20 protein-coding genes and 1 pseudogene are annotated in these 20,118 nt (G+C 60.5%); 5 read left to right on the top strand and 16 right to left on the bottom strand.

What is annotated here, in order from left to right:
• From BM063_RS16185 to BM063_RS17790, 5 genes and pseudogenes are all read right to left on the bottom strand, one after another.
• Nucleotides 1-280: transposase (locus BM063_RS16185; protein WP_143085410.1), on the bottom strand; the 280-nt coding region annotated here is incomplete at its 3' end.
• Between the two features lie 139 nt (nucleotides 281-419).
• Complete coding sequence (locus tag BM063_RS18100) at nucleotides 420-1,274, bottom strand: fumarylacetoacetate hydrolase family protein (RefSeq protein WP_245752321.1); 855 nt, start codon at nucleotides 1,272-1,274, stop codon at nucleotides 420-422.
• A 490-nt stretch (nucleotides 1,275-1,764) separates the two neighbouring features.
• Nucleotides 1,765-2,076: a hypothetical protein gene (locus tag BM063_RS18095; protein WP_245752320.1), complete on the bottom strand. Its 312-nt coding sequence runs from the start codon at nucleotides 2,074-2,076 to the stop codon at nucleotides 1,765-1,767.
• 50 nt (nucleotides 2,077-2,126) lie between these two features.
• Nucleotides 2,127-2,228 (bottom strand): annotated as a pseudogene (locus BM063_RS18390) (hypothetical protein); the annotation flags it as partial.
• Nucleotides 2,229-2,233: 5 nt separating this feature from the next.
• Nucleotides 2,234-2,497 carry a class I SAM-dependent methyltransferase gene (locus tag BM063_RS17790; protein WP_177199236.1) on the bottom strand — a complete coding sequence of 88 codons (264 nt, stop codon included), beginning with the start codon at nucleotides 2,495-2,497 and terminating at the stop codon, nucleotides 2,234-2,236.
• 121 nt (nucleotides 2,498-2,618) lie between these two features.
• On the opposite strand from BM063_RS17790, the gene BM063_RS16170 reads away from it, so the two are divergent.
• Nucleotides 2,619-3,503, top strand: coding sequence for a LysR family transcriptional regulator (locus BM063_RS16170; RefSeq protein WP_092041465.1), 885 nt, complete (start codon nucleotides 2,619-2,621; stop codon nucleotides 3,501-3,503).
• Between the two features lie 206 nt (nucleotides 3,504-3,709).
• Nucleotides 3,710-5,032 (top strand): alkaline phosphatase, encoded by a 1,323-nt coding sequence (locus tag BM063_RS16165; RefSeq protein WP_245752319.1) that lies wholly within the window; start codon nucleotides 3,710-3,712, stop codon nucleotides 5,030-5,032.
• Between the two features lie 771 nt (nucleotides 5,033-5,803).
• On the opposite strand, the gene BM063_RS16160 is transcribed toward BM063_RS16165, so the two are convergent.
• The 3 genes from BM063_RS16160 to BM063_RS16150 all read right to left on the bottom strand — a co-directional run bounded on the left by BM063_RS16160 (nucleotide 5,804) and on the right by BM063_RS16150 (nucleotide 9,164).
• Nucleotides 5,804-6,673 carry a GNAT family N-acetyltransferase gene (locus tag BM063_RS16160; RefSeq protein ID WP_177199235.1) on the bottom strand — a complete coding sequence of 290 codons (870 nt, stop codon included), beginning with the start codon at nucleotides 6,671-6,673 and terminating at the stop codon, nucleotides 5,804-5,806.
• Between the two features lie 67 nt (nucleotides 6,674-6,740).
• On the bottom strand, nucleotides 6,741-8,030 hold the full coding sequence (locus BM063_RS16155; RefSeq protein WP_092041459.1) for an amidohydrolase: 1,290 nt from the start codon (nucleotides 8,028-8,030) through the stop codon (nucleotides 6,741-6,743).
• 69 nt (nucleotides 8,031-8,099) lie between these two features.
• Nucleotides 8,100-9,164 carry a MerR family transcriptional regulator gene (locus BM063_RS16150; protein WP_342713761.1) on the bottom strand — a complete coding sequence of 355 codons (1,065 nt, stop codon included), beginning with the start codon at nucleotides 9,162-9,164 and terminating at the stop codon, nucleotides 8,100-8,102.
• A gap of 256 nt (nucleotides 9,165-9,420) precedes the next feature.
• Here BM063_RS16150 and BM063_RS18090 point away from each other — a divergent pair, with 256 nt between their 5' ends.
• Genes BM063_RS18090 through BM063_RS16140 form a run of 3 tightly spaced genes read left to right on the top strand, consistent with a single transcriptional unit; the run spans nucleotide 9,421 to nucleotide 11,174 of the window.
• Nucleotides 9,421-9,567 carry a hypothetical protein gene (locus BM063_RS18090; RefSeq protein ID WP_245752318.1) on the top strand — a complete coding sequence of 49 codons (147 nt, stop codon included), beginning with the start codon at nucleotides 9,421-9,423 and terminating at the stop codon, nucleotides 9,565-9,567.
• A 41-nt stretch (nucleotides 9,568-9,608) separates the two neighbouring features.
• Nucleotides 9,609-10,097 (top strand): ABC transporter permease, encoded by a 489-nt coding sequence (locus tag BM063_RS18085; RefSeq protein ID WP_245752317.1) that lies wholly within the window; start codon nucleotides 9,609-9,611, stop codon nucleotides 10,095-10,097.
• Nucleotides 10,098-10,118: 21 nt separating this feature from the next.
• Nucleotides 10,119-11,174 carry a bis-aminopropyl spermidine synthase family protein gene (locus BM063_RS16140; RefSeq protein WP_092041475.1) on the top strand — a complete coding sequence of 352 codons (1,056 nt, stop codon included), beginning with the start codon at nucleotides 10,119-10,121 and terminating at the stop codon, nucleotides 11,172-11,174.
• A 187-nt stretch (nucleotides 11,175-11,361) separates the two neighbouring features.
• Here BM063_RS16140 and BM063_RS16135 read toward each other — a convergent pair whose 3' ends face one another.
• The 8 genes from BM063_RS16135 to BM063_RS16100 all read right to left on the bottom strand — a co-directional run bounded on the left by BM063_RS16135 (nucleotide 11,362) and on the right by BM063_RS16100 (nucleotide 19,649).
• Nucleotides 11,362-12,960 (bottom strand): sodium:solute symporter family protein, encoded by a 1,599-nt coding sequence (locus tag BM063_RS16135; RefSeq protein WP_092041456.1) that lies wholly within the window; start codon nucleotides 12,958-12,960, stop codon nucleotides 11,362-11,364.
• Nucleotides 12,957-13,073 carry a symporter small accessory protein gene (locus BM063_RS18235; protein ID WP_342713760.1) on the bottom strand — a complete coding sequence of 39 codons (117 nt, stop codon included), beginning with the start codon at nucleotides 13,071-13,073 and terminating at the stop codon, nucleotides 12,957-12,959. Before BM063_RS18235 ends, BM063_RS16135 begins: the two co-directional genes overlap by 4 nt.
• A 165-nt stretch (nucleotides 13,074-13,238) precedes the next feature.
• Complete coding sequence (hpaD, locus tag BM063_RS16125) at nucleotides 13,239-14,228, bottom strand: 3,4-dihydroxyphenylacetate 2,3-dioxygenase (protein WP_092041450.1); 990 nt, start codon at nucleotides 14,226-14,228, stop codon at nucleotides 13,239-13,241.
• Between the two features lie 45 nt (nucleotides 14,229-14,273).
• Nucleotides 14,274-15,758 carry a 4-hydroxyphenylacetate 3-monooxygenase, oxygenase component gene (gene hpaB, locus BM063_RS16120; RefSeq protein WP_092041447.1) on the bottom strand — a complete coding sequence of 495 codons (1,485 nt, stop codon included), beginning with the start codon at nucleotides 15,756-15,758 and terminating at the stop codon, nucleotides 14,274-14,276.
• Between the two features lie 23 nt (nucleotides 15,759-15,781).
• Nucleotides 15,782-17,281, bottom strand: coding sequence for a 5-carboxymethyl-2-hydroxymuconate semialdehyde dehydrogenase (gene hpaE / locus BM063_RS16115; protein WP_092041445.1), 1,500 nt, complete (start codon nucleotides 17,279-17,281; stop codon nucleotides 15,782-15,784).
• 3 nt (nucleotides 17,282-17,284) lie between these two features.
• Nucleotides 17,285-18,064 carry a fumarylacetoacetate hydrolase family protein gene (locus tag BM063_RS16110; RefSeq protein ID WP_092041442.1) on the bottom strand — a complete coding sequence of 260 codons (780 nt, stop codon included), beginning with the start codon at nucleotides 18,062-18,064 and terminating at the stop codon, nucleotides 17,285-17,287.
• 11 nt (nucleotides 18,065-18,075) lie between these two features.
• The gene (gene hpaI / locus BM063_RS16105) at nucleotides 18,076-18,972 is read right to left on the bottom strand and encodes a 2,4-dihydroxyhept-2-ene-1,7-dioic acid aldolase (protein ID WP_092041439.1); all 897 of its coding nucleotides are present in this window, start codon (nucleotides 18,970-18,972) and stop codon (nucleotides 18,076-18,078) included.
• Nucleotides 18,973-18,992: 20 nt separating this feature from the next.
• On the bottom strand, nucleotides 18,993-19,649 hold the full coding sequence (locus tag BM063_RS16100) for a GntR family transcriptional regulator (protein ID WP_092041436.1): 657 nt from the start codon (nucleotides 19,647-19,649) through the stop codon (nucleotides 18,993-18,995).
• Nucleotides 19,650-20,118 lie beyond the last annotated feature (469 nt).

Below are 20,118 nucleotides of genomic sequence, written 5' to 3'. Positions count from 1 at the left end.
CAACAAACCAACGGTAGGCGATGTTGACCCGGATTTCCTCAATGAGGCGTCTTTCCGAACGAATTCCGTACAAATAACCGATCAAAAGCATTTTGAACAGCATGACCGGATCGATGCAAGGACGCCCATTATCTTGACAATACAAGGGGCGGCATTTTTCCGCGATAAACGAAAAGTCGATGGTTTCATTGATTTTTCTAAGCAAGTGATCTTGGGGAACAAGGTCTTCTATGTTGACTGTTTCGGGTTGAAATTCCCTGGATGGGTTCGTCCTGAACATATAAAAACCTTCCTTCGGAATTGTTTTATTCCGAATTCAACAAAAAAGGCTGTTGACCCTTCTTTGTCAACAGCCTCAGGGAAGTGCCGCCTTTAATCGGCGGCACTTCCCCCATCCGAACTTACGAACATCGGGATTCCTAATCTCCTTGGACCAGCCGGTTGGTCAGCCGTCCCAACCCGTCGATTTCGACGGCCACTTCGTCGCCGTCCCGCAGCCAGACCCGCCGATCCTCCGGGTATCCCATGATCACGCCCTCCGGGGTGCCCGTCAAAATCACATCCCCGGGCCGGAGAGTCATATACCGGGAAATGTAACTGACCAGTTCATCGCAGCGGAATATCATGTCGGCCGTGGAGGAATTCTGCCGGAGCTTTCCGTTCACAAAGGAGCGGATGCCGAGGGCGTGGGGATCTTCCACCTCATCCCTGGTCACCAGATAGGGCCCGAGCGGACAAAACCCGTCGCAACTTTTTCCCAGCAGCCATTGGTGGGTTCGAAACTGCAGGTCCCGGGCGGACAGGTCGTTGGCCGCACAGTAACCAAAAATGCAGTCCATGGCTTCTTCCTTCCTCACGTTCCGGGCCGTCCGGCCGATGACGATCGCCAATTCCGCCTCATAGTCCACCTGCCGGGCTTCGCGGGGAATCGGAACGGGCTCTCCGCTCCCCACCAGGGCGTTTCGAAATTTGTTGAAGAGAATCGGGTATTCGGGAATCGGCATGTTGGATTCTTCCGCGTGCTTTCGGTAATTGAGACCGATGCAGAGGATCTTTTCCGGATGCGGCACGCAGGGGCCCAGGGTCAATTCTTCCTCGGGCAGAAACTCCGCTCCGTCCCGAAGCGCCCGGTCCACGCGGTCGGCCAGCTCCCTGAGCGCCGCCTCTCCTCTTTCCACGATGGCCTCCACGGAATCCGGGATCTCCAGGACGCCCCGCTCCGTCTTGACCCCCGTCTTCAATCCCTTTTCCGTCTGAAACGTCAACAGCTTCATGTCGTTTGCACCTCCCTCAAGCCCGTATTTTTCAACAATTCGGGAAGTGACCTCTTCCTTCCTTCTTTGGCCGCTCAATACAGAGTTTTCGTTGACCGATGGCCGGATGGCCGGCAACAGCAGCCCATGCCGGGGCGCAAAAATGTTCAGCCGATGGTCCGCCTGGGGTCCGTCAGCTGAAAAAACTGGTTCCAGACGAGCTGGTCCAATTGGCGGCGAACTGCATCCGTTCCCTGGACAGACTTGTTGGATTTCCCTTGAACGGGACGGCCGAAACACATCAACTTGTCGGAACAGGACTGGATGTTTCATTTCGCAGGACTTCCAATAGGTGTATGACCTTCTTCCGGATGATCCTTCCTCCGGATTGCAGGCCTTTCCGTCACCATGGGGGGAGTTCACCGCCATGCGCCGCCACGTCAGCTTGAACCGGATGTGGAGCGGACGGGACCGCTTCCCAAAAAGCGAATATCGCATATGGATTTCCCCGTTATTTCCACGCGGCCAGAACCGCTTCATCGAAGGACCTCCAGACGATCTCCGCGGAGGAGAATCCGGCGCCGGAGAGACGCTGAATGTGCCAGGAAGCGGGCGGCATAAACTCATGGGTTCTCCGCCGACCGAAGCGCCTCTCCCGCTCGGCCAGGGCCTCCTCCATTTCCTTTTCCTTCGCGATCGACTCCCACCACCCTTCCCAATCCTCCCGGTCCGCGGATGCCTCAAACCAGCCGCCGTACAGGCGCCTTCCCGCTTGGGAGAACATCGGGTTTTCCAGGGGCATGTGATCCGCATTGACAAACATCCCCCCGGCCGGAGGAGGCGCGCCACATCCCGGTAAACCCGGAGGAGGACGGATTCCTCCAGCCAATGGAGCGCCGTGGCGGTCACGACGGCGTCAAAGGATTCCGGTTCCAGGTCCGCCGCCCAATCGGGATCGCGCAGGTCCCGCTCCATCCACCTCACCCGTTCCTCCCCCGCAAAGGCGCCCGGGCGATCTTCAGCAGGACGGGATCGATGTCCACCCCCACCACCTGAATTTCCGGAATCCCTTTCAAAAGGCGCTCGGTCACCGAACCGCAGCCGCAGGCGAGGTCCAAGACCCTTCCCCTCCCCCGCGCCGCCTCGGCCACGCATTGAACCATCGCTTCAAAGCTCTGCTCCCTGTAGGGAAGATACCGCTCCTGCTGCCGGTCCCATCTCCGCTGCCAGGCTTTCCAATCCATGAGGATCCCTCCTGTCGTGTACTGTCCTGTCCCCTTCAGCTTACGGCAGGACTTTCTATTTGTTAAACGAATAATATAGATGGTTTCTATCAAATACCTCGATAGATAAAGGAGGAGCCAAATGGAAATCAGCCAGTTGGAAGCTTTCCTGCAGGTGGCCAAGACCAAGAGTTTCACCCGCGCCGCAGAGTCCCTCCATCTCGTCCAGTCCACCGTCACCACCCGCATTCAGATGCTGGAAAAAGCCCTGGGAAAGCCGCTGTTCCGACGGACCAGCCGGCACATCGAGCTCACCCCCGCGGGCAAACATTTCCTGCCCTACGCCCGGCGCATCCTCGAACTGAAGCGGGAGAGCGAAAAGGCGCTGCAAATGGAGGGGATGGCCGAGGAACAACTTTTTGTCGGCAGCCCCCATTCCCTGTGGGATTACATCCTGTTTCCCGCGGTGAAAAAGTTTCGGAGGAAGCACCCGGAGATCGCCCTCCGGCTCATCACCGGCCATTCCGACGAAATCACGGAAAAACTGCTCGACGGGCTGGCGGATGCGGGTATCCTTTACATTCCTCCGTACCACCCGGGGCTGGAAGTGATCCGCCTCCGCGAAGAATCCCTCTGCCTGGCGGGGCCCGCCGATTTTCCCCTGGACAAGGAAGCGCTGACCCCGGAAGATCTTCGGTCGCTTCCCTTCATCCATCTCGGCTGGGGCACCGAATTCGAACAGTGGTTCAAAGCCGCCTTCGGCCGTCACTTCCTGCCCCTCGTCGAAGTGGATCACATGTCCCTGCTCCTGCGATGGATCCGGACAGGCGAAGGCGTCGGATTCCTCCTTCAAAGTGTCGCGGAAGAAATGGCCGCCGCCGGAAAACTGAAGGTGCTCCCCTTTCGCCCGGATCCCCCTCTGCCCGGGATTCCCGTTTACCTGGTCCTTCCCAAACGAAAAAGGAGTTCCGACGGGCTGGACGCCTTGACCAACCATCTCCTCCGTTTTTTCAACAAGGGGAAATAATTGATCAATTGCGAAAACATTGATGCAAAATTTAAACAATGATAACATGGAATTAAAGAACCGTTGCTAATATTTAGACGAAAGAGGCGATCAAACGCTTCTCTTTTTACGAAGGAGGTGGAGCGAAAGGGTTAAAAGATCCCGATCAGGCTGAAACATTTTAAACCGCTCCTGGCAACGACCAATCTCTTCGGGAGGGAGAAGCCGTGAGAAGAAAGCTGTGGTTGGGGGTCTTGATCTTCGCCCTGGTCCTGACCGCCTGGAACGCCGGATTGCTGGCGGATTCGGCGGGAGCCCGGCCGGAAGGGCACGGGAAGGTGCAAAACGTCATTTTCATGATCGGGGACGGATTCTCGGCCGCCTATGCCACCAACTACCGGCTGTACAAGGGGGATCGGCCGACCCTGTTTGATCAAACCCTTTCCGGCATGATCCGCACCGCCTCCGCCGACAACGCCGTGACCGACTCCGCCGCGGCGGCCACCGCCATGGCCACCGGGGTGAAAACCAACAACGACATGGTGGGGATGGCTCCGGACGGGAAGAAATTGAAGACCATCCTCGAGGCGGCCAAAGAAAGCGGCAAATCGACCGGGTTGGTGTCCACCTCCTCCGTCACCCACGCCACACCGGCCTCCTTTGCGGCCAAGGTGCCCGACCGCGATGATGAAGTGGCCATCGCCCCCCAAATGCTGGGCAAGCCTGACGTACTGCTCGGCGGCGGGAAGCAGTTCTTTCTCCCCGAATCGGAGGGGGGCAAACAGCCGGAGCGCAATTTGATCGAAGAAGCCCGCGCCCAGGGTTATCAGGTGCTGGAAAACCGCGACCAGCTGCTGAAGGCCAAGGGGAAAAAATTGCTGGGGCTCTTTGCCGATGAGGGCATGGCTCCCGAACTGGATCGGGACAAATCCAAAGAACCCAGCCTGGCCGAAATGACCCGGACGGCGATCAACACGCTGAAGACGAACAAAAAGGGCTTTTTCCTGATGGTGGAGGGCAGCCAGATCGACTGGGGCGGACACGACAATGACGCCGCCTGGGCCATGAAGGAAACGGAGGCCTTCGAAGAGGCCTTCCGGGTGGCGGTGGACTTCGCCAAGCGGGATGGGCGCACCCTGGTGGTCGTGACCGGCGACCACGACACGGGGGGCATGTCCGTCGGCGGCTACAACGAATACAAAAACCGCGCGGAAATCCTGCGCAATGTGACGGCCACCGGCCAATTCATGGCCGCACAAATCGACGAGAAGGGCAGCAACATCCGGGAAGTGCTCAAGAAATATGCCAAGATCGACTTGACGGATGAAGAAGTGGAGCAAATCCGAAACGCCGAAAACCGCAAACTGGCCATCAACCGCGTCATCAGCAGGCGGGCGTACATCGGATGGACAAGCACCGCCCACACGGGCGTCAACCTTCCCGTCTACTCCTACGGAAAAGGTTCCGACCTCTTCCAGGGATGGATGGACAACACCGATCTGCCCAAGCGCATGGCCCAGGCCATGAAGATCGAATTCAAACAGAAGTGACCTTCCTGACAGTCGAGGAGTCGCCGGCTCCCCGTGCACAACCCCGGAAGCCGGCGACTCCTTCATTTTTCCAATATCCCGAAAAGAAGGGTTAAAGAAGAAAAACACCCATTTTTTCCATGGACGAAATTGTTTTCGAAGGTTATCGTCTGAATAGACCTTGATCTGCCGGGCTTTTTCAGGGGTTCCTATGAGGGATTGAAACGGCGAAAGATATATATTCTTCGCGGTGATACTTCTGTTTGCAGATTACCCATGAGGAACTGAAACACGTCCTTCCGGTACGTGTGGGCGTATGTCGCCTGTTTTTGTGGCTTACTGATGAGGAATCGAAACGATCGAATATCTCCGCCCCTTTGACTTAGGAAAGGTTTATGTTACCCGGGAGAGATTGAAACATTCAACATATAAGGCCGGGACGATCCCGGCCTTTTCTGCATATTGCAAACGAACTCCATAAACACGAACAGTTTTCCTGTACAATCATCCGATCCAATGTGGGGTAGCGGCGCCTTTTCAAGGGATTCCGCAGCCCTTGCACCGCCAACACACACTCTGGATCCCGAGACTCCCAACGGGGCGGTGCAGGGTCCTTCGCCATAAAACGATCCTTTGCACGAACACTTCCGCTCTAATTCCAAGACGGAGACGGTTCCAAAGGTTGCGGCCCCTGCGAATTATCGACATGAGCGGGCCCCTCGTTCCCGATGCGGAGTCAATCCCTGGGATTCAGAAGAGGAATCCGGCTCTCTCATCAAGGCGCCGGAGGGGTCACCCGAAGGCTTGTGACGCGACCGCAAACAGATGCTCGCGCGGCGGGAGGGCACTTCCGTTTCGCATCATCACCGGGGGTTTCCGGACGGTTTCAAAGCCGCATCGGGTCAGGAAGTCCGCCAGGCGCCGGTGTTGGGAGGGAATGTCGATGCGCATCGGTCCCGGAGCCCATCCGGCGATCCGGTCGATCAGGAGCGCGGCCGCCTCTTCGTCCGGCGCGACCACGGGGCCGATGACCATAAGTTCCGGACCGGGCACGCCCAAGGCAAATCCGACGGCTTTGCCCGTCCGGTTTCGGAGCACGGCCCCGAAGGCGGCCTGCTTGATGCGCAGCCTCAGGAGGCGCTCCCGCCGGGCGCCGAAAGCCTTTTCGTCCAGGTCGATGATCTCTTCGATGTCCTTTTCCGAGGCGGGATGGACGGTTTGTTGATGCGTCATTCTCTGCAGACCGCCTGTATACCGCTTGGCCACCAGCTTGTCCAGGGTGCCGACCGTTTTGAATCCCAGTTTTTCGTACAGGGGCTTTCCTTCCTCCGTCGCCACGAGCAGGATCGGACGGTCCGGCACCGCGCTGATGCAAGCGTCCACCAACCGGGTGGCCAGACCCCTTCTCCGGTAATCCGGATCCACCATGACCACACCCAGGGAAGCCAAGGTGGAGTAGGGGAAGATGGCGGCAGTGGAAACCACTTTTCCCCCGGGGCCCCGGTGGGCAAAAAAGTGTCCGGATCTTAAAACCACTTCCATTTCTTCCTCCGAGTAATCCCATCCGATGCGGGCGGAGAGGCGCACCACATCCGGAATATCGGTTTGTCTCACCCGATCGATGGGGAAAAGGTTGACTTGTTCAGCTCTGTTTGTCTGCATGGACCCGCTATTCCCTTTCCGGATCGGTTTCGTTGGTTTGAAGCACAGTGGGCACAATTTGCGTTTCCTATATTCCATCAACCAACCTCGGAACCCTCTTTTTCACCTGCCGAAACAGTTCCTCCTCGTCGATCGTCATCAACTCGCGGCGGCGCATCACCACCCGACCGTCGATGATCACCGTGTCCACGTCGGCGCCGGAGGCACTGTAGGCGACCAAGGCGTAGGGATCGTGAAGGGGCTGAAGGTGCGGTTTTTGGAAATCGATCAGGATCAGATCCGCTTGCTTGCCCGCCTCCAGCGTGCCCACCCGGTCGGCAATGCCCAGCAGTTTGGCCCCTTCCACCGTGGCCATCCTCAGCACCTGCCGGGCGGGCAACACGGCCGGATCCGACTGATCCGCCTTTTGCAGCCAGGCGGCCGCCTTCATTTCGACGAACATGTCTAGGGTGGCGGCGCTTCCCGCCCCGTCGGTGCCCAGTCCCACGGTGAGGCCCTGCGCCAACATGTCGCAAACCGGCGCGATGCCGCAGCCCAGTTTGAGATTGCTCACCGGGTTGTGGGCGATCCCACCGCGCATGCCCCTCAAGAGCCCGATGTCCCGGCGCGTCAGGTGAACGGCGTGGGCCAGCAGGACGTGGTTGTGCTCGAACAGCCCGAGGTGGTACAGGTACTCGGTGGGGGTTTGTCCGTACCGTTCCCGGATGCGGACCACTTCCTCCTTGGTTTCCGCCAGGTGAATGTGGATGGGCACGCCGCGCTCCCGGGCCAGATCGATCACTTCGGCGAGGGGCCCGGGCGGACAGGTGAAGGGGGCGTGCGGGCCGAGCATCGTGGTGATGCGCCCGTTCCCCGCTCCCGTCCACTTTTCGATGAGGGACAGCGCTTCCTCCCGCCGTTTTCCGCCGTCATCCTCCAGAAAGACCAGCCCGCGGGCCAGGGAGGCGCGCATGCCGCTGTCGATGGCGGCCCGGGCCACGTGATCCATGTGGATGTACATGTCGGCATAGGCGGTGGTCCCCGAGCGGATCATCTCCGCCATCGCCAGCATCGCACCCCAGTAAATGTCTTCTTCGTCCATCCGCGCTTCCACCGGCAGCATCTTTTTCTCCAGCCATTCCATCAGGCGAAGGTCGTCGCAGAAGGCGCGCATCAGGGTCATCGGCGTGTGGTTGTGGGCGTTGATCAGACCGGGCATCGCCACCATGCCCGAGGCGTCGATCACCTCATCCGCCCTCCCTTCCCAGCGGGGGACGACGGCGGCGATCCGGTCCCTTTCGATCAGAATGTCCCCGGAAAAGGGTTCGTCGTTTTCCTTCATCGTCAAAATGAGCGCTCCGCGGATCAACAGACGCATCCGGCATCTCCTCCTCCATCCTAGTTCAGGAGGAGCATACCGGTTGACGCAGCGGAAAAGTCAAAGGTTTTATCCCGGATGCACCGCGTGGACGAGATGGAGGATCTCGTTGATCTGCCGGGCCTCGGTCCGGTACCCGCGGGCCTTAAACCAGGCGAGGAGGCGGGAGCGGTCGGCGTAGTATTCATCCTCGATCATCGCGATCGCGTATTCTTTCCCGGCGCGGCTCAGGTCCCGCAGGCAGGCACGCCGCGCCTCTTCCGTGGTGAACATCAGATCGGCGATGCAGATGCGCCCCCCCGGCTTCAGCACCCGGTGCATCTCCTCCAGCGCCAGCGGCTTCTGGTCCTCTTCGAGATGATGCAGCGCATAGCTGGTGACGACGAAATCGAAGGACTGATCGAAAAAGGGGATCGCCAGAAGATTGCCCAGCCGGGTGACCATCTGCGGATGCTTTTCCCTGCAGCGGCGCAACATCTCCCAGGATTGGTCAACACCGGCCATCTCCGCCCCCGCCGCCAGGAACCGGCCGGCCAGATTGCCCGTCCCGGTGCCGAGATCCAATCCCCTCTCCCCGGGCCGGGGATTGATCATCCGAAGGGTTTCATCCAGCGCCGTGTCATAATCCCGGTGAACGTCGAAATCCTCCGCGCACCGGGACACCCGCTGATCATAGGAGGCGGCCTGACCGTCGAAATCCCACCGGTCCCGCCACTTCAGGCGCCGGTCCCGCTGACGCTTCGACCGCTCCGTCAGCCGGTACATGTCCTCCCAGTCGGGCGCCCGGTTCTCCAGGGAATCGATCATGCCGTCCAGGGTCACAATCATCTCCCGAAGGCGGATCCACTCGAAAAACATGGCCGACCGCTGCAGTTCCAGGTATCGGCGCACCCCGCTGTTTTCCCCCTTGTCCATCGCCTCCAGCACCCTCTTGACCGTCCGAACCGGCATCCCCACCTCCCTCATCGCGAGAATCGTCTGCAGCCGCCAGGCGTCCCTTTCCGAAAAGAGGCGGTAGCGGTTGCGGGGATCCTTTTCCGGAGCGATCAGTCCCTTCTCCTCGTAGAAGCGAATCGCCCGCGGAGAGGTCCGCAACTTCTCCGCCAGCCGGCGGATGTGCATACGCTGTTCCATCCCTCCACCTCCCTCGCGTCGATTATAAAGGTTGACGCTGCGGGAGTGTAAAGGGAATCCCGATTGCATTCCCACAGGCCGTTACATATAATATCGGTCAGGAAAAACCATTTTTTGTAAGGTCTCACCGGCTGACCCGGATGGAATTGAAATTGTTTTTCCGGGATAAACAAAACGCATTTCGGACCTTCTCTTTCCGACCCTGATGATCTGCCTGCTCGGTTCCCTCTCCGCCGGCCTGAAAATGCCGGGAGGAATGACCTACAGCAACGTGTACGTCCCCTCCTGGATCGGAGTCAATCTGCTGACGACGGCGCTGTTCACCATCGGAACCGCACCGGTCATGCACCGCGTACAGGGAATTCTCCGCCGGTATCAGGCCGCGCTCTCCGCCCGCAGATGATGTTGGGAGCCCACATGCTCTGCGGAGCCTTCGTCTTCCTTGTGAGCGCCCTCATCCTCACGGTCTTCGGCTGGGCGTTTTACGAGGAAGCGCCCAAGTATCCCGAAAGCGTGGCGGCCGCGCTGCTCCCGTCCATCCTGGCCCTCTTTCCCTCCGGCATGTTCGTCACGTCCCTGGCCCGGGACAACCGGTCGGCCGCCGCCATCGGCTTCCTGCTCCTCAACCGGATGCTCTTTTTGTCCGGCGCCACCTTTTCCACGGAAAGGATGCCCTCCTATTTGCCAACGTCGGCCAAGATCCTTCCGCCTGCTTCGTGGTGGAACTGTTTGCACAAAACCTGGAACAAGGCAACTCTGCAGGATAAAAGCGTCCATGTGGCCGTCCTCGCCGCCATCGCGAACGTCTCCGGCATCCCGGCGGCCCGGTTTTTCCGCCGGGAGGACTGCGCGTTTCTTGGTCCCGGCCCCGGATCGGTGGACAAGCAAAACAATGCGCTCTATAATATTTTTTTGGCAGTTCGACGTTCCTGAAAAGGGAAAGGAGCGGTGTTGATGGCAACAACAGATTTGGCGATGGATACCCGTCGGATCCATGACCTTCTGCTCCGCACGCTCCGCTTCGGTCCGAAATCCTTCTGGGAGCTGATGCGCGCGGGAAAAGCCCAAACCCATCAGATTCTGGAAGCATTGCAGGAGCTGATGAAGCATGAGCTGGTCGCCTGCGAGGAAGACCGGTTCGTCCTCACCGAAGCGGGACGGCGGCAGGTGGAAGCGCTGGGACTGGACCGGGTGGATGAACAGCGGTGCGAATCCTGCTCGGGTCGCGGCATCGTCCTCCGTCCTCCCTTTGATCGCGTCCTTCGGGACTTCCAGGAAATCGTGGCCATGCGCCCCAAAGCCACACCCGACTTCGACCAGGGATACGTGACTCCGGAGACCACCGTGCTGCGGCTCGCCCTCATGGCCGAACGGGGGGATCTGGCGGGACGCGATCTGCTGCTTCTCGGAGACGACGATCTCACTTCCGTGGCGGCGGCGCTTTCGGGACTGCCGCGACGGATCGGCGTCCTGGATGTGGATGAGCGCATCATCCAATTCATCCGCGACGTGGCCAAGGATCGGGGCTGGGATCACCTGCAGGTCGAATCCTACAACGTGCAGGAGGGACTGCCCACCCATTTCCGGGGGCAATTCGACGTCTTCTTCACGGATCCGGTCGAAACGGTCAAAGGTCTCCTGCTCTTTTTGAGCCGCTGTACGGAGGGACTGCGCGGGCCGGGGTCCTCGGGCTATTTCGGCCTTTCCTACCTGGAAGCCTCCTGGCGGAAATGGCGGAAGATCCAGCAGGGCATCCTCGACATGGGTTTCGCCATCACGGACATGCTGGGCGCCTTCCAGGACTATCAGCTGGAAAACATCGTCGCCCTGGGCTATCCGGTGGCCCGCATGGCGCCGGTGCCGGTCAAGGAGCCCGATGTTCCCTTCTACATGAGCACCGTCTTCCGACTGGAGCTGGCGGAGAAACCGAATCCCCTCTTCACCGGACCGGTCAAGCTCGGCCGGGACCTTTACTACGACGACGAAGCCTGCGTCACCTTGCCCGAATAAATCCGCAAAAAAAGAACGCGCCCCCGCATGCGACATCCTCGCAGCAGGGGCGCTTTTGTTTGTACGCTGAAGGGGTGCGCCGCCCGGTTCGCCGCAACGAGCAACGGCACCGGCAGGCGCCCTGAAGCGGATCGGCCCTTGAAGCCCGCCGGCCCGCCGCCGCACGTGCCGGCGGCAGGAGCACCTCTTACATCTTCCCCGCGTCTGCAAAACTGCGCTGAATCTGCTCGCGGACCGGCGCGATGGAGGACCGGGTCATCCAGCTCACCGCCACGAAGACGACGGCGGCGAGCGGAAAGGCGTAAAAGAGGGGATCCACATGGGTCCACGGATACGGAAGAAGGGTTTCTTTTCCGAAGAGCGCTTCGCAGAGACCGATCGCCGCCGCCTCCTTCTGGTGGAGGAACAGAAAGCCGAAGATGCTGACGGCAAAGCCGGTCACGATGCTGGCGGCGGCTCCCGCCCGGGTGGCATTCCGCCAGTAGAGGGCGCCGATCAGGGCCGGCAGGAAACCGGATGCGCAGATGCCGAACCAGAAGGCCGTCGCCTGGGCGATGACGCTGCCCGGAAGGATGTAGGCGAGGATTACGGCGGCGACGACGCCGACCAGCACGCCGATTTTGGACAGATTGAGGGAACCTTTGGCGGATTTGACGCCCAGGGTTTTCAGGATGTCTTCCCCGAAGGCCGCCCCCTGCACGTGAATCAGGGAGCTGATGGTGGAGATCGCCGCCGACAGCAGGGTGAGGGTGAACAGATACAAGAACCATTCGGGCATGATCTGGTTGATGAAGATCGGCATGATCAGGTCGATGTTTCCTCCCGCCACATCGACGGAGATTTTCCCCTGGGTTTCATAAAAGTAGAGGTTGCTGAGGGGGCCGGCCATAAAGGCGGTTCCGGTCATGAAAAACATGAATACGCCGCCGATCAGCACGGCCCGGTACAGGGCGCGATCGTCGGTCACGGTCATCGCCCGCATCGCCAGCTGGGGCTGGGCCAGAACCCCGATGCCGACGCCCATGATCAGAGTGCTGACCAGGGTCCACCAGAGGGGAGAACCGAACTCGGGCATGGCCGTCCACCCCCGGTGCCCCTGCTCCGCCAGAGCCTGCGGCACCAGGTCCCGCATCGCCGACAAGCCCTCGTGCCCGTCCATCACTCCGCCCACCGCGGAGTAACTGTTGAACAGCAGGAACACCATCCCCGCCATCATCACCAGGGCGCAAAAGGCATCCGTGTACATGACCGCCTTCAATCCGCCGGTGATGACGTACAGTCCGACGATGATCGCCAGCAGCATCAGCCCGATGTTGAAGTCCACCTTCAGGGTTTCCTGCAGGAACCGCCCGCCGCCGATCAGCACGATGCTGGTATAGGCGGGCATGAACAGGAAGATCATCAGCCCGGAAAAGACGGTGATGAATTTGGACTGGTACCGCTCCCCCAACAGGGTGGGAAAGGTGGTGGCCCCCAAAGCGCTGGACATCTTCCGGAGGCGCACGCCGAAGACGGCAAAGGCGACGAAGATCCCCACCAAGATATTCAAAAAGGCCAGCCACAGCATGCCGAATCCGTACAGGGCGGACGCCCCGCCGAATCCGATGATGGCCGACGTGCTGATAAACGTCGCCCCGTAGGAAAGGGCCATCACCAGCGGGTGAATCCTCCGGCCGGCCACCAGGTAGTCTTCGGCGGTTTTCGTCTGCTTGTTCCCCAGATAGGCCAGCCAGGACATGATCGCCATATAAACGATGATCATCACGATCAACAGAGGCAGGTTCATTCGGAATTCCCCCCTTGCTTCCATCGCATCAGCCCGTACAGGACGCAAAAGGCGGCGGACAGCACGGTCCCCAGCCAGGCGAGGGCGACCATCCCGTCATCCATCCCGAGCATATCCATCCCTCCTTCGGAAAAGATTACAAAATAGTTTGAAAAAAATATCGGAAAAGAAAGCATCAAGAGAATGATCAAGCGCCGGGAAGGGCGATTTTCCGCCGTTCGCCCCCAGCCTCCGGGAGACGAAGCGGAAAATCGCGTCCCGACTTCCATTGTTTCAAGTCAGATGAGGAACTGGGGTTTGTGTTGCGACAGCACCGGATCCTCAAGGGGCATCGTCCTTCCGTCCTTCACCGACACAACCGGAGTCGCCTCCTGGAACCAGCTGTCGGGAGCCGCCTGTCCCCAGAAGGTTTGCCGGCGCGGATCGTTGATGTGCCAGCGGATCGGCTTCCAGTCCGGGTCCGCCGTCAGATAATCCCCCGTATACAGCTCGACGCGGTGGCCATCGGGATCCCGCAGGTAAAGGAAGAAGGCGTTGGACAAACCGTGCCGGCCGGGCCCCCGTTCGATCTTCGCCGCGTCCCCCGTGGCCGCGAGCACGTCGCAGGCGTGAAGGATGCTCAGGGGCTCCGGCACCCAGAATCCCACGTGATGCAACCGCGGCCCGCGCCCGTTCATCAGGGCGAGGTCGTGGACATTGGGTTTCCTGAAGAGCCAGCTGGCCCAAAGCTCTCCCTCATCCGTCTCCGTGTATTCGGAGCAGGAGAAGCCCAGCTCGCCGGTGTACCAGTCGTAGCCCCTCTGCACGTTCGAAACCATGCAGTTGACGTGATCGATCCGCATGATGCGGGCGCCGCGGTACTGGTCATAGCGCTGGAGCATTCTTGGCACCGCTTCCATTTCGCAGAAGAATTCCAGAGGCAATCCCAGGGGATCCTGAACGCGCAGCGCACGGCCCTGGCCCCGCTCCTCTCCGGCATCGACCCAGACGGGGCTCAGCCCCTGCTTTCGGAAACGGAATGCCAGGATATCCAGGTGCTCCGGCTTTTCCACCCGGTAGGCGATGTGCCCCACCTCGGGCCGCTCCGAGGCGACCAGCACCAGGCTGTGGTGGACGCACTCCTCCAGCCCCCGCAAATAGAGGCGGCCATCCTCCCGGGCGGTCTCGATCAGCCCCAGCTTGTCCACGTAAAATTCCCGGGACCGCTCCAGATCCTTCACCCTCAGCTCCACGTGGGCCACACGGATCACATTGACCGCTTCCGACACGGCGATTCCCTCCTTGTCATAATCTCTCCCGGACAGAACCGGCCGTCATCCCACTTCCGTCCGATCCTGGGCCCGCATGCCGGCCCGTTCAAGGAACCGATCCACCTTCTCCATGTAGGGCCGCTTGTCGTAGGACTGGTAGAGGGCACCGGCCATGCGCACCGGATCGCCGAAGAAGAACCGCTCATACAAAACCTGACGCCCCCCGAAGGCGCTGACGCCGATGTCCCACGCCAGGCGGAACAGCTTCACGCGCTCCTCCGCCTCGGCCTTGGCGGCCTGCAGGTACCGGTCGATCTCTGGACGCAGATCCCCCTTGAAATCGGCCTCCGTGGGAATGGCCATCAACCCGCTCGCCCCCAACTGCTGAACGATTTCCGCAATCCGCGGATAAATCCGGGGATAGTAGTTGCGGGCCGCGTTCAGGGGACCGAAATCCGGGGTCATCATCCCCCACCGGTCGATCTCCGCATCCACTTCGCTCGCCCGGAGAAACGCCCTCATCGCCTCCAGCACGATGATCACTTCCGCCAACTTCTCCTGCACGTGCTGAAAGCGGTCGATCTGCACCATGTCCACCATCTTGGCCAGCACGCCGAGGATGAACTCCGTCTTGGCCACGTTTTTGATCACGACCTGGTGGGCCATGTGCACGACGGCGTTGGTTTCCCGGTACAGCCGGTTGCCGATCTCCGCGTTGCCCAGCATGAAAATCCGGTCCCAGGGGACGAGCACGTCGTCGAAGATCACCACGGAATCGATCTCTTCAAACTGGGCGCCCAGGGGATGATCGAAGGGCGTCTTTCCATAGTCGAAACTTTCCCGGCACAGGAACTTGAGCCCGGGCGTGTCGCAGGGGATGGCGAAGGCGAAAGCGTAGGGATCGTCCTCCTTGCCGGCCTTCAGCAGGGTGGAGGGAAACACCATGATCTCGTCGGTCACCCCGCCCAGGGTGGCCAGCATCCGCGCCCCCCGGATCACCACGCCCTTGCTGTTCTTCTCCACGATCCGGGCCGCCAGAAAGGGGTCCTTCTGCTTGGAAGCGCTGACGGACCGATTCGCCTGGGGATGAATCAGGGTGTGGGTGAGGCTGAGGTCGTTTTCCCGGACGTAGTGATAATAGTTCCGGATGTTCTCCCCGTAGCGGGGATCGTCCTCGGCGAAAAAGTCCGCCGCGGCGGCGCAGGCCATCAGGGCGCTGTTCAGGTAATCGGGGGACCGCCCCATCATCCCGCCGGAGTGGTCCGCCCACCGCTTCATCATTTTGCGCCGCTTCTCCAGATCTTCCCGGGTTTTCGGAATCAGGAAGGACATGCCCACCCTTTCGCCCGTCAGCGGAGAGACATAGGTCATCTCATCCCGGAGATCCGGTTGATGCTGCAGGTCATACAATTCCGCCAGGCTGCGCACGATGTTCCGGAAGGCCGGATGCTCCGAAATTTTTCCCTCCACCTTCTCCCCGTGGATCCACACCTCGATCTTTCTCCGGTCCAGTTCCTCCACGTACTGCTGACCGGTACGCGCAGGCATACGCAACACCTCCCGCCAGTTTCTCACTCGGCTCCGAAACGGGGTATCGCATGCTTGCCCAAGGCCACATGGATCGTCTGCACTTCGGTGAAGAACTCAAAACTGTGGGTGCCCCCCTCCCTTCCGATCCCGCTGTATTTGCTCCCGCCGAAGGGGGTTCGAAGATCACGAACGTTCTGAGAATTGATCCAGACCATCCCCGACTCGATCGACTGCGCCACGTTGTGCGCCCGCTCCAGGTTCTCCGTCCACACGTAGGCGGCAAGGCCGTAGATCACATCGTTGGCCTTTTCGATCACCTCCTCTTCCTCCCGGAAGGGGATCACCGTGAGGACGGGTCCGAAAATCTCCTCCTGGGCCACCCGCATCTCATTGCGGACGCCGAGGATCAACGTGGCTTCCAGATAATTGCCCGCCTCAAGTCCCGCCGGCGTGCCGCCGCCCACCGCGATCTCCGCTCCCTCTTCGCGGGCGGTCTCCAAGTACCCCCTCACCCGGTTCAGGTGCTCCCGGTGGATCAGGGGACCCAGTTCGGTCCGCTCGTCGAAGGGATCGCCGACCCGGATGCGCCGCACCCTCTCCTTCAGCTTCTCCACAAAGGGCTCATAGATGGACTCCTGGAGGAACAGCCGGGATCCCGCCGTGCACCGTTCGCCGTTGAGGGAGTACACGCCGAAGACGGCCGCGTCCAGGGCGCGGTCCAGATCCGCATCCTCAAAGACGATCACCGGGGATTTTCCGCCCAGTTCCATGGAGAACCGCTTCAGGGTGTCGGCGCCGTTTCGCATGATTTCCATCCCGGTGCGCGTCTCCCCGGTAAAGGAGATCAGCCGGACGTCGGGATGGCGCACCAGGGCCGCCCCCGCCGTCTCCCCGTACCCGTGGACCACATTGAACACGCCCGGGGGCAACCCGGCCTCCTCCACGATGCGGGTGAACCGGTCGATGCTCAGGGGGGACCACTCGGCGGGCTTCAGCACGCAGGTGTTCCCCGCCGCCAGACAGGGGGCCAATTTCCAGGTGGAAAGCATGAACGGGGTGTTCCAGGGGGTGATCAGCCCGGCGACGCCGACGGGCCGGCGGACGGTGTAGTTGAGAAAGGTCCCGTCCACGGGGTAAGTCTCCCCGGTCAGGCGGTGGCGGGCCATGTCGGCGAAGAAGCGGAAGTTCTGCCCCGCCCGGCGGATTTGCCCCCGGGCTTGTTTGATGGGCAGGCCGGTGTCCAGAGTCTCCAGCCGGGCCAGCTCCTCGACATGTTCCAGGATGCCGTCGGCGATCCGCTCCAGGATCGCGACGCGTTCGGCCACCTTCATTTTCCGCCAGGGACCCTTTTCGAAGGCTTCCTTCGCCGCGGCCACGGCCCGGTCGATATCCCGTTCGTCCCCGGCGGGAACGGTGGTGATCGGCCGGTTGTCGGCGGGGTTCACCGTTTCAAAGGTTTCCCCGCCGGCGGATTCGACCCGCTTCCCGCCGATGTACTGCCGCACCGGTTCCACTCGGACGGATGAAAGGGACGATGTCATCGCTTACACCTCCTGCTTGGCTGTCGGGGCATTTGTGTGGGGGGAGAGAACCACCGGGTTCTCCAGCGCGCCGATGCCCTCGATCTCCACGCGCATCACGTCCCCCGGCTCCACCGGGGAAATGCCCTTCGGGGTGCCGGTCCAGATCATGTCCCCCGGCTCCAGCGTCATGAAGGAGCTGATGAAGGCGATCAGATCCTCCACGGAAAAGATCATGTCCGACGTGTGCCCTTCCTGCCGCAACCGGCCGTTGACATAGGTCCGGATCGCCAGGTTCCCCGGGTCGGGCACATCCTCCTTGTCCACCAGAAAGGGGCCCATCGGACCGAAGGTGTCCTGCCCCTTGGCCCGGATCGGGGGACGGTACATGTTGCCCACGAAGTCACGCACCGTCACATCGTTGGCGATCGTATACCCCAGGACGTAATCCAGGGCCTCTTCCTTGCGGATGTTGCGACCCGGTCGGCCGATGACGGCCACCAATTCGGCCTCGTAATGCATGTGGCGGATGCCCCGGGGATATTCCACCGGGGAGCGGTGGCCGATCAGCGAACTGTTGGGCTTGATGAACAGCACCGGCTCCTCGGGCATGGCAAGCCCCAATTCCTCCGCGTGATCCGCATAGTTGAGGGCGACGCCGATCATCTTGTTGGGAATCACCGGCGGCAGCCAGGCCTCCACCTCGTCCGGGGCCAGCCGCAGCCCGCTCTCATCCACCAGCATTCCGTCCTCCACCCGTCCGTGCCGAACCCTTCCCCGGTACAGGTATCGCGCGCGTTTCACTTCATCGCCTCCTACTCCACCAGTTGGTACATCCGCAGGATCTCCCGCAACTTGGCCTGCATCTCCTCGTTCGGGGGCACCAGGGGCAGGCGAAGGGCGGGATGGATTTTCCCCATCATCCCCAACACAGTCTTCAGCGGCCCCGGGTTGGTTTCCCAGAACAGGGCGTCGTTTAAGGGGAGCAGCCGGTAATGCAGGTCGATCGCCTCCTGCCAGCGGCCGTCGCGCACCAGTTCGTACAATTCGGACATTTCCCGCGGCAAAACGTTGCTTGTGGCACTGATAAACCCCGCGCCCCCGACGGCCAGGATCGGGTAGCAAAGGGTCTCGATCCCGGAGTAGACCAGAAAATCCCGGCCGCACAGCTTCAGAACGTGGCTGACCTGTTCAAAATTCTTGTTGGACTCCTTTACCCCCACCACGTTGGGACACGCTTCCCGAAGGCGGGCAAGGGTCTCCGGTTCCATGTTGACGGCGGTCCTGCCCGGGATGTTGTAGACGATGATGGGGATGTCCACGGACTCCGCCACGCGGCGGAAATGCTGGAACAGCCCCTCCTGGGAGGGTTTGTTGTAGTAGGGGACGATCACCAGCGCCGCATCGGCCCCCAGCTCCTCCGCCCTCTTGGTCAAGTACAGCGTTTCCTTGTGGTTGTTGGAACCCGTTCCCAGGATGACGGGGGCCCGTCCGGCCACGTGTTCCACGGCGACGGCCATCACCCGCTCCCTCTCCTCGAGGGTGAGAGAGGTGGGTTCGCCCGTGGTGCCGGTCACCGAAATGCCGTGGGTCCCGTTTTCAAGCTGCCAGTCGATCAGCTCCCTCAACTTCGCCTCGTCCACCTCATCCCTTTCGTTAAAGGGGGTGACCATCGGACAGATCGAGCCGCGCAACCGGTCGACGTTTTGCATCCTTGGGGCCTCCTCCTTCCCTAGACGGACCGCTCCCGGCGATTCAGGAAGGCGGTCACCGTGTTCAACTTGTGCTGCCGCGCCGCCTTCTCGATCTCTTCGGCGGGCGCCTTTCTCCGCAACAGCTCCACGAGATGCTCGTGCTCGTCGATGGATTCCCTGGCCCGGGAAGGGACGTGCCACACCCCCCGCTGACGGACGGCGTCCAGCTTCTCCCCGATCTGCCGGATCTGTTCCTTCAGAACGTCATTTCCGCACCTTTCCAAAATCGTTTGGTGAAAATCCCGGTTCAGATTCCCGAACCGGACAAAATCGAATTCCGTCAAAGCCTCCTTCATCGATTGGTTGATCTCTTCAAGCCGCCGAAAATCCTCCTCCGTCAGCCGGGATGCGCTCAGGGCCGTCGCATATCCCTCCAGCACCGCCAACACGCTCAGGCTCTGGACGTAAGCGGTTTCATCCATCGGGGCAACCCGGGCTCCCGCGAAGGGTTGGTACTCGATCAGCCCGTCCGCCTCCAGCCGACGAATCGCCTCCCGGACGGGAATGGTGCTGGTGCCGATCTCCCTGGCCACCGCGTCCAGGACGATCCGCGTGCCGGGCGGATAGGTTCCGTCGAGAATCCGCTCGCGGATCAGCTCATAGGCCATCTTCTGCTTGCTGATTGTCCCTTTCATACTTAAATCGTATATGATTTCATATAGGAAAGTCAACAGTTTTTATCAAATATTCTTAATTAACAATTTAAAACGATTCAGCAGAAAAGAGTGATAATTCCGTTCTATCGGGGCCCGTTGTTCCGCGGGTAAGGTCCACCCCGCCGGCAGGCCCCCTGAAACCGAGCAAAGGAAAACTGGATGCGGGAAGCGGGCAGGTGCCGGCGGATCAGCTCCCAGCCGCAGGCTGGCCGGATTTTCCGCCCATTGAAAGAAAAAAGGCCCGCATGGGCCTTTGAGGCTGTTGACAAAGAAGGGTCAACAGCCTTTTTTGTTGAATTTGGAATAAAACAATTCCGAAGGAAGGTTTTTATATGTTCAGGACGAACCCATCCAGGGAATTTCAACCCGAAACAGTCAACATAGAAGACCTTGTTCCCCAAGATCACTTGCTTAGAAAAATCAATGAAACCATCGACTTTTCGTTTAT

This window comes from Planifilum fulgidum, from assembly GCF_900113175.1.
Lineage (GTDB): Bacteria > Bacillota > Bacilli > Thermoactinomycetales > DSM-44946 > Planifilum > Planifilum fulgidum.
This window is presented reverse-complemented; position numbering and strand designations above follow the sequence as displayed.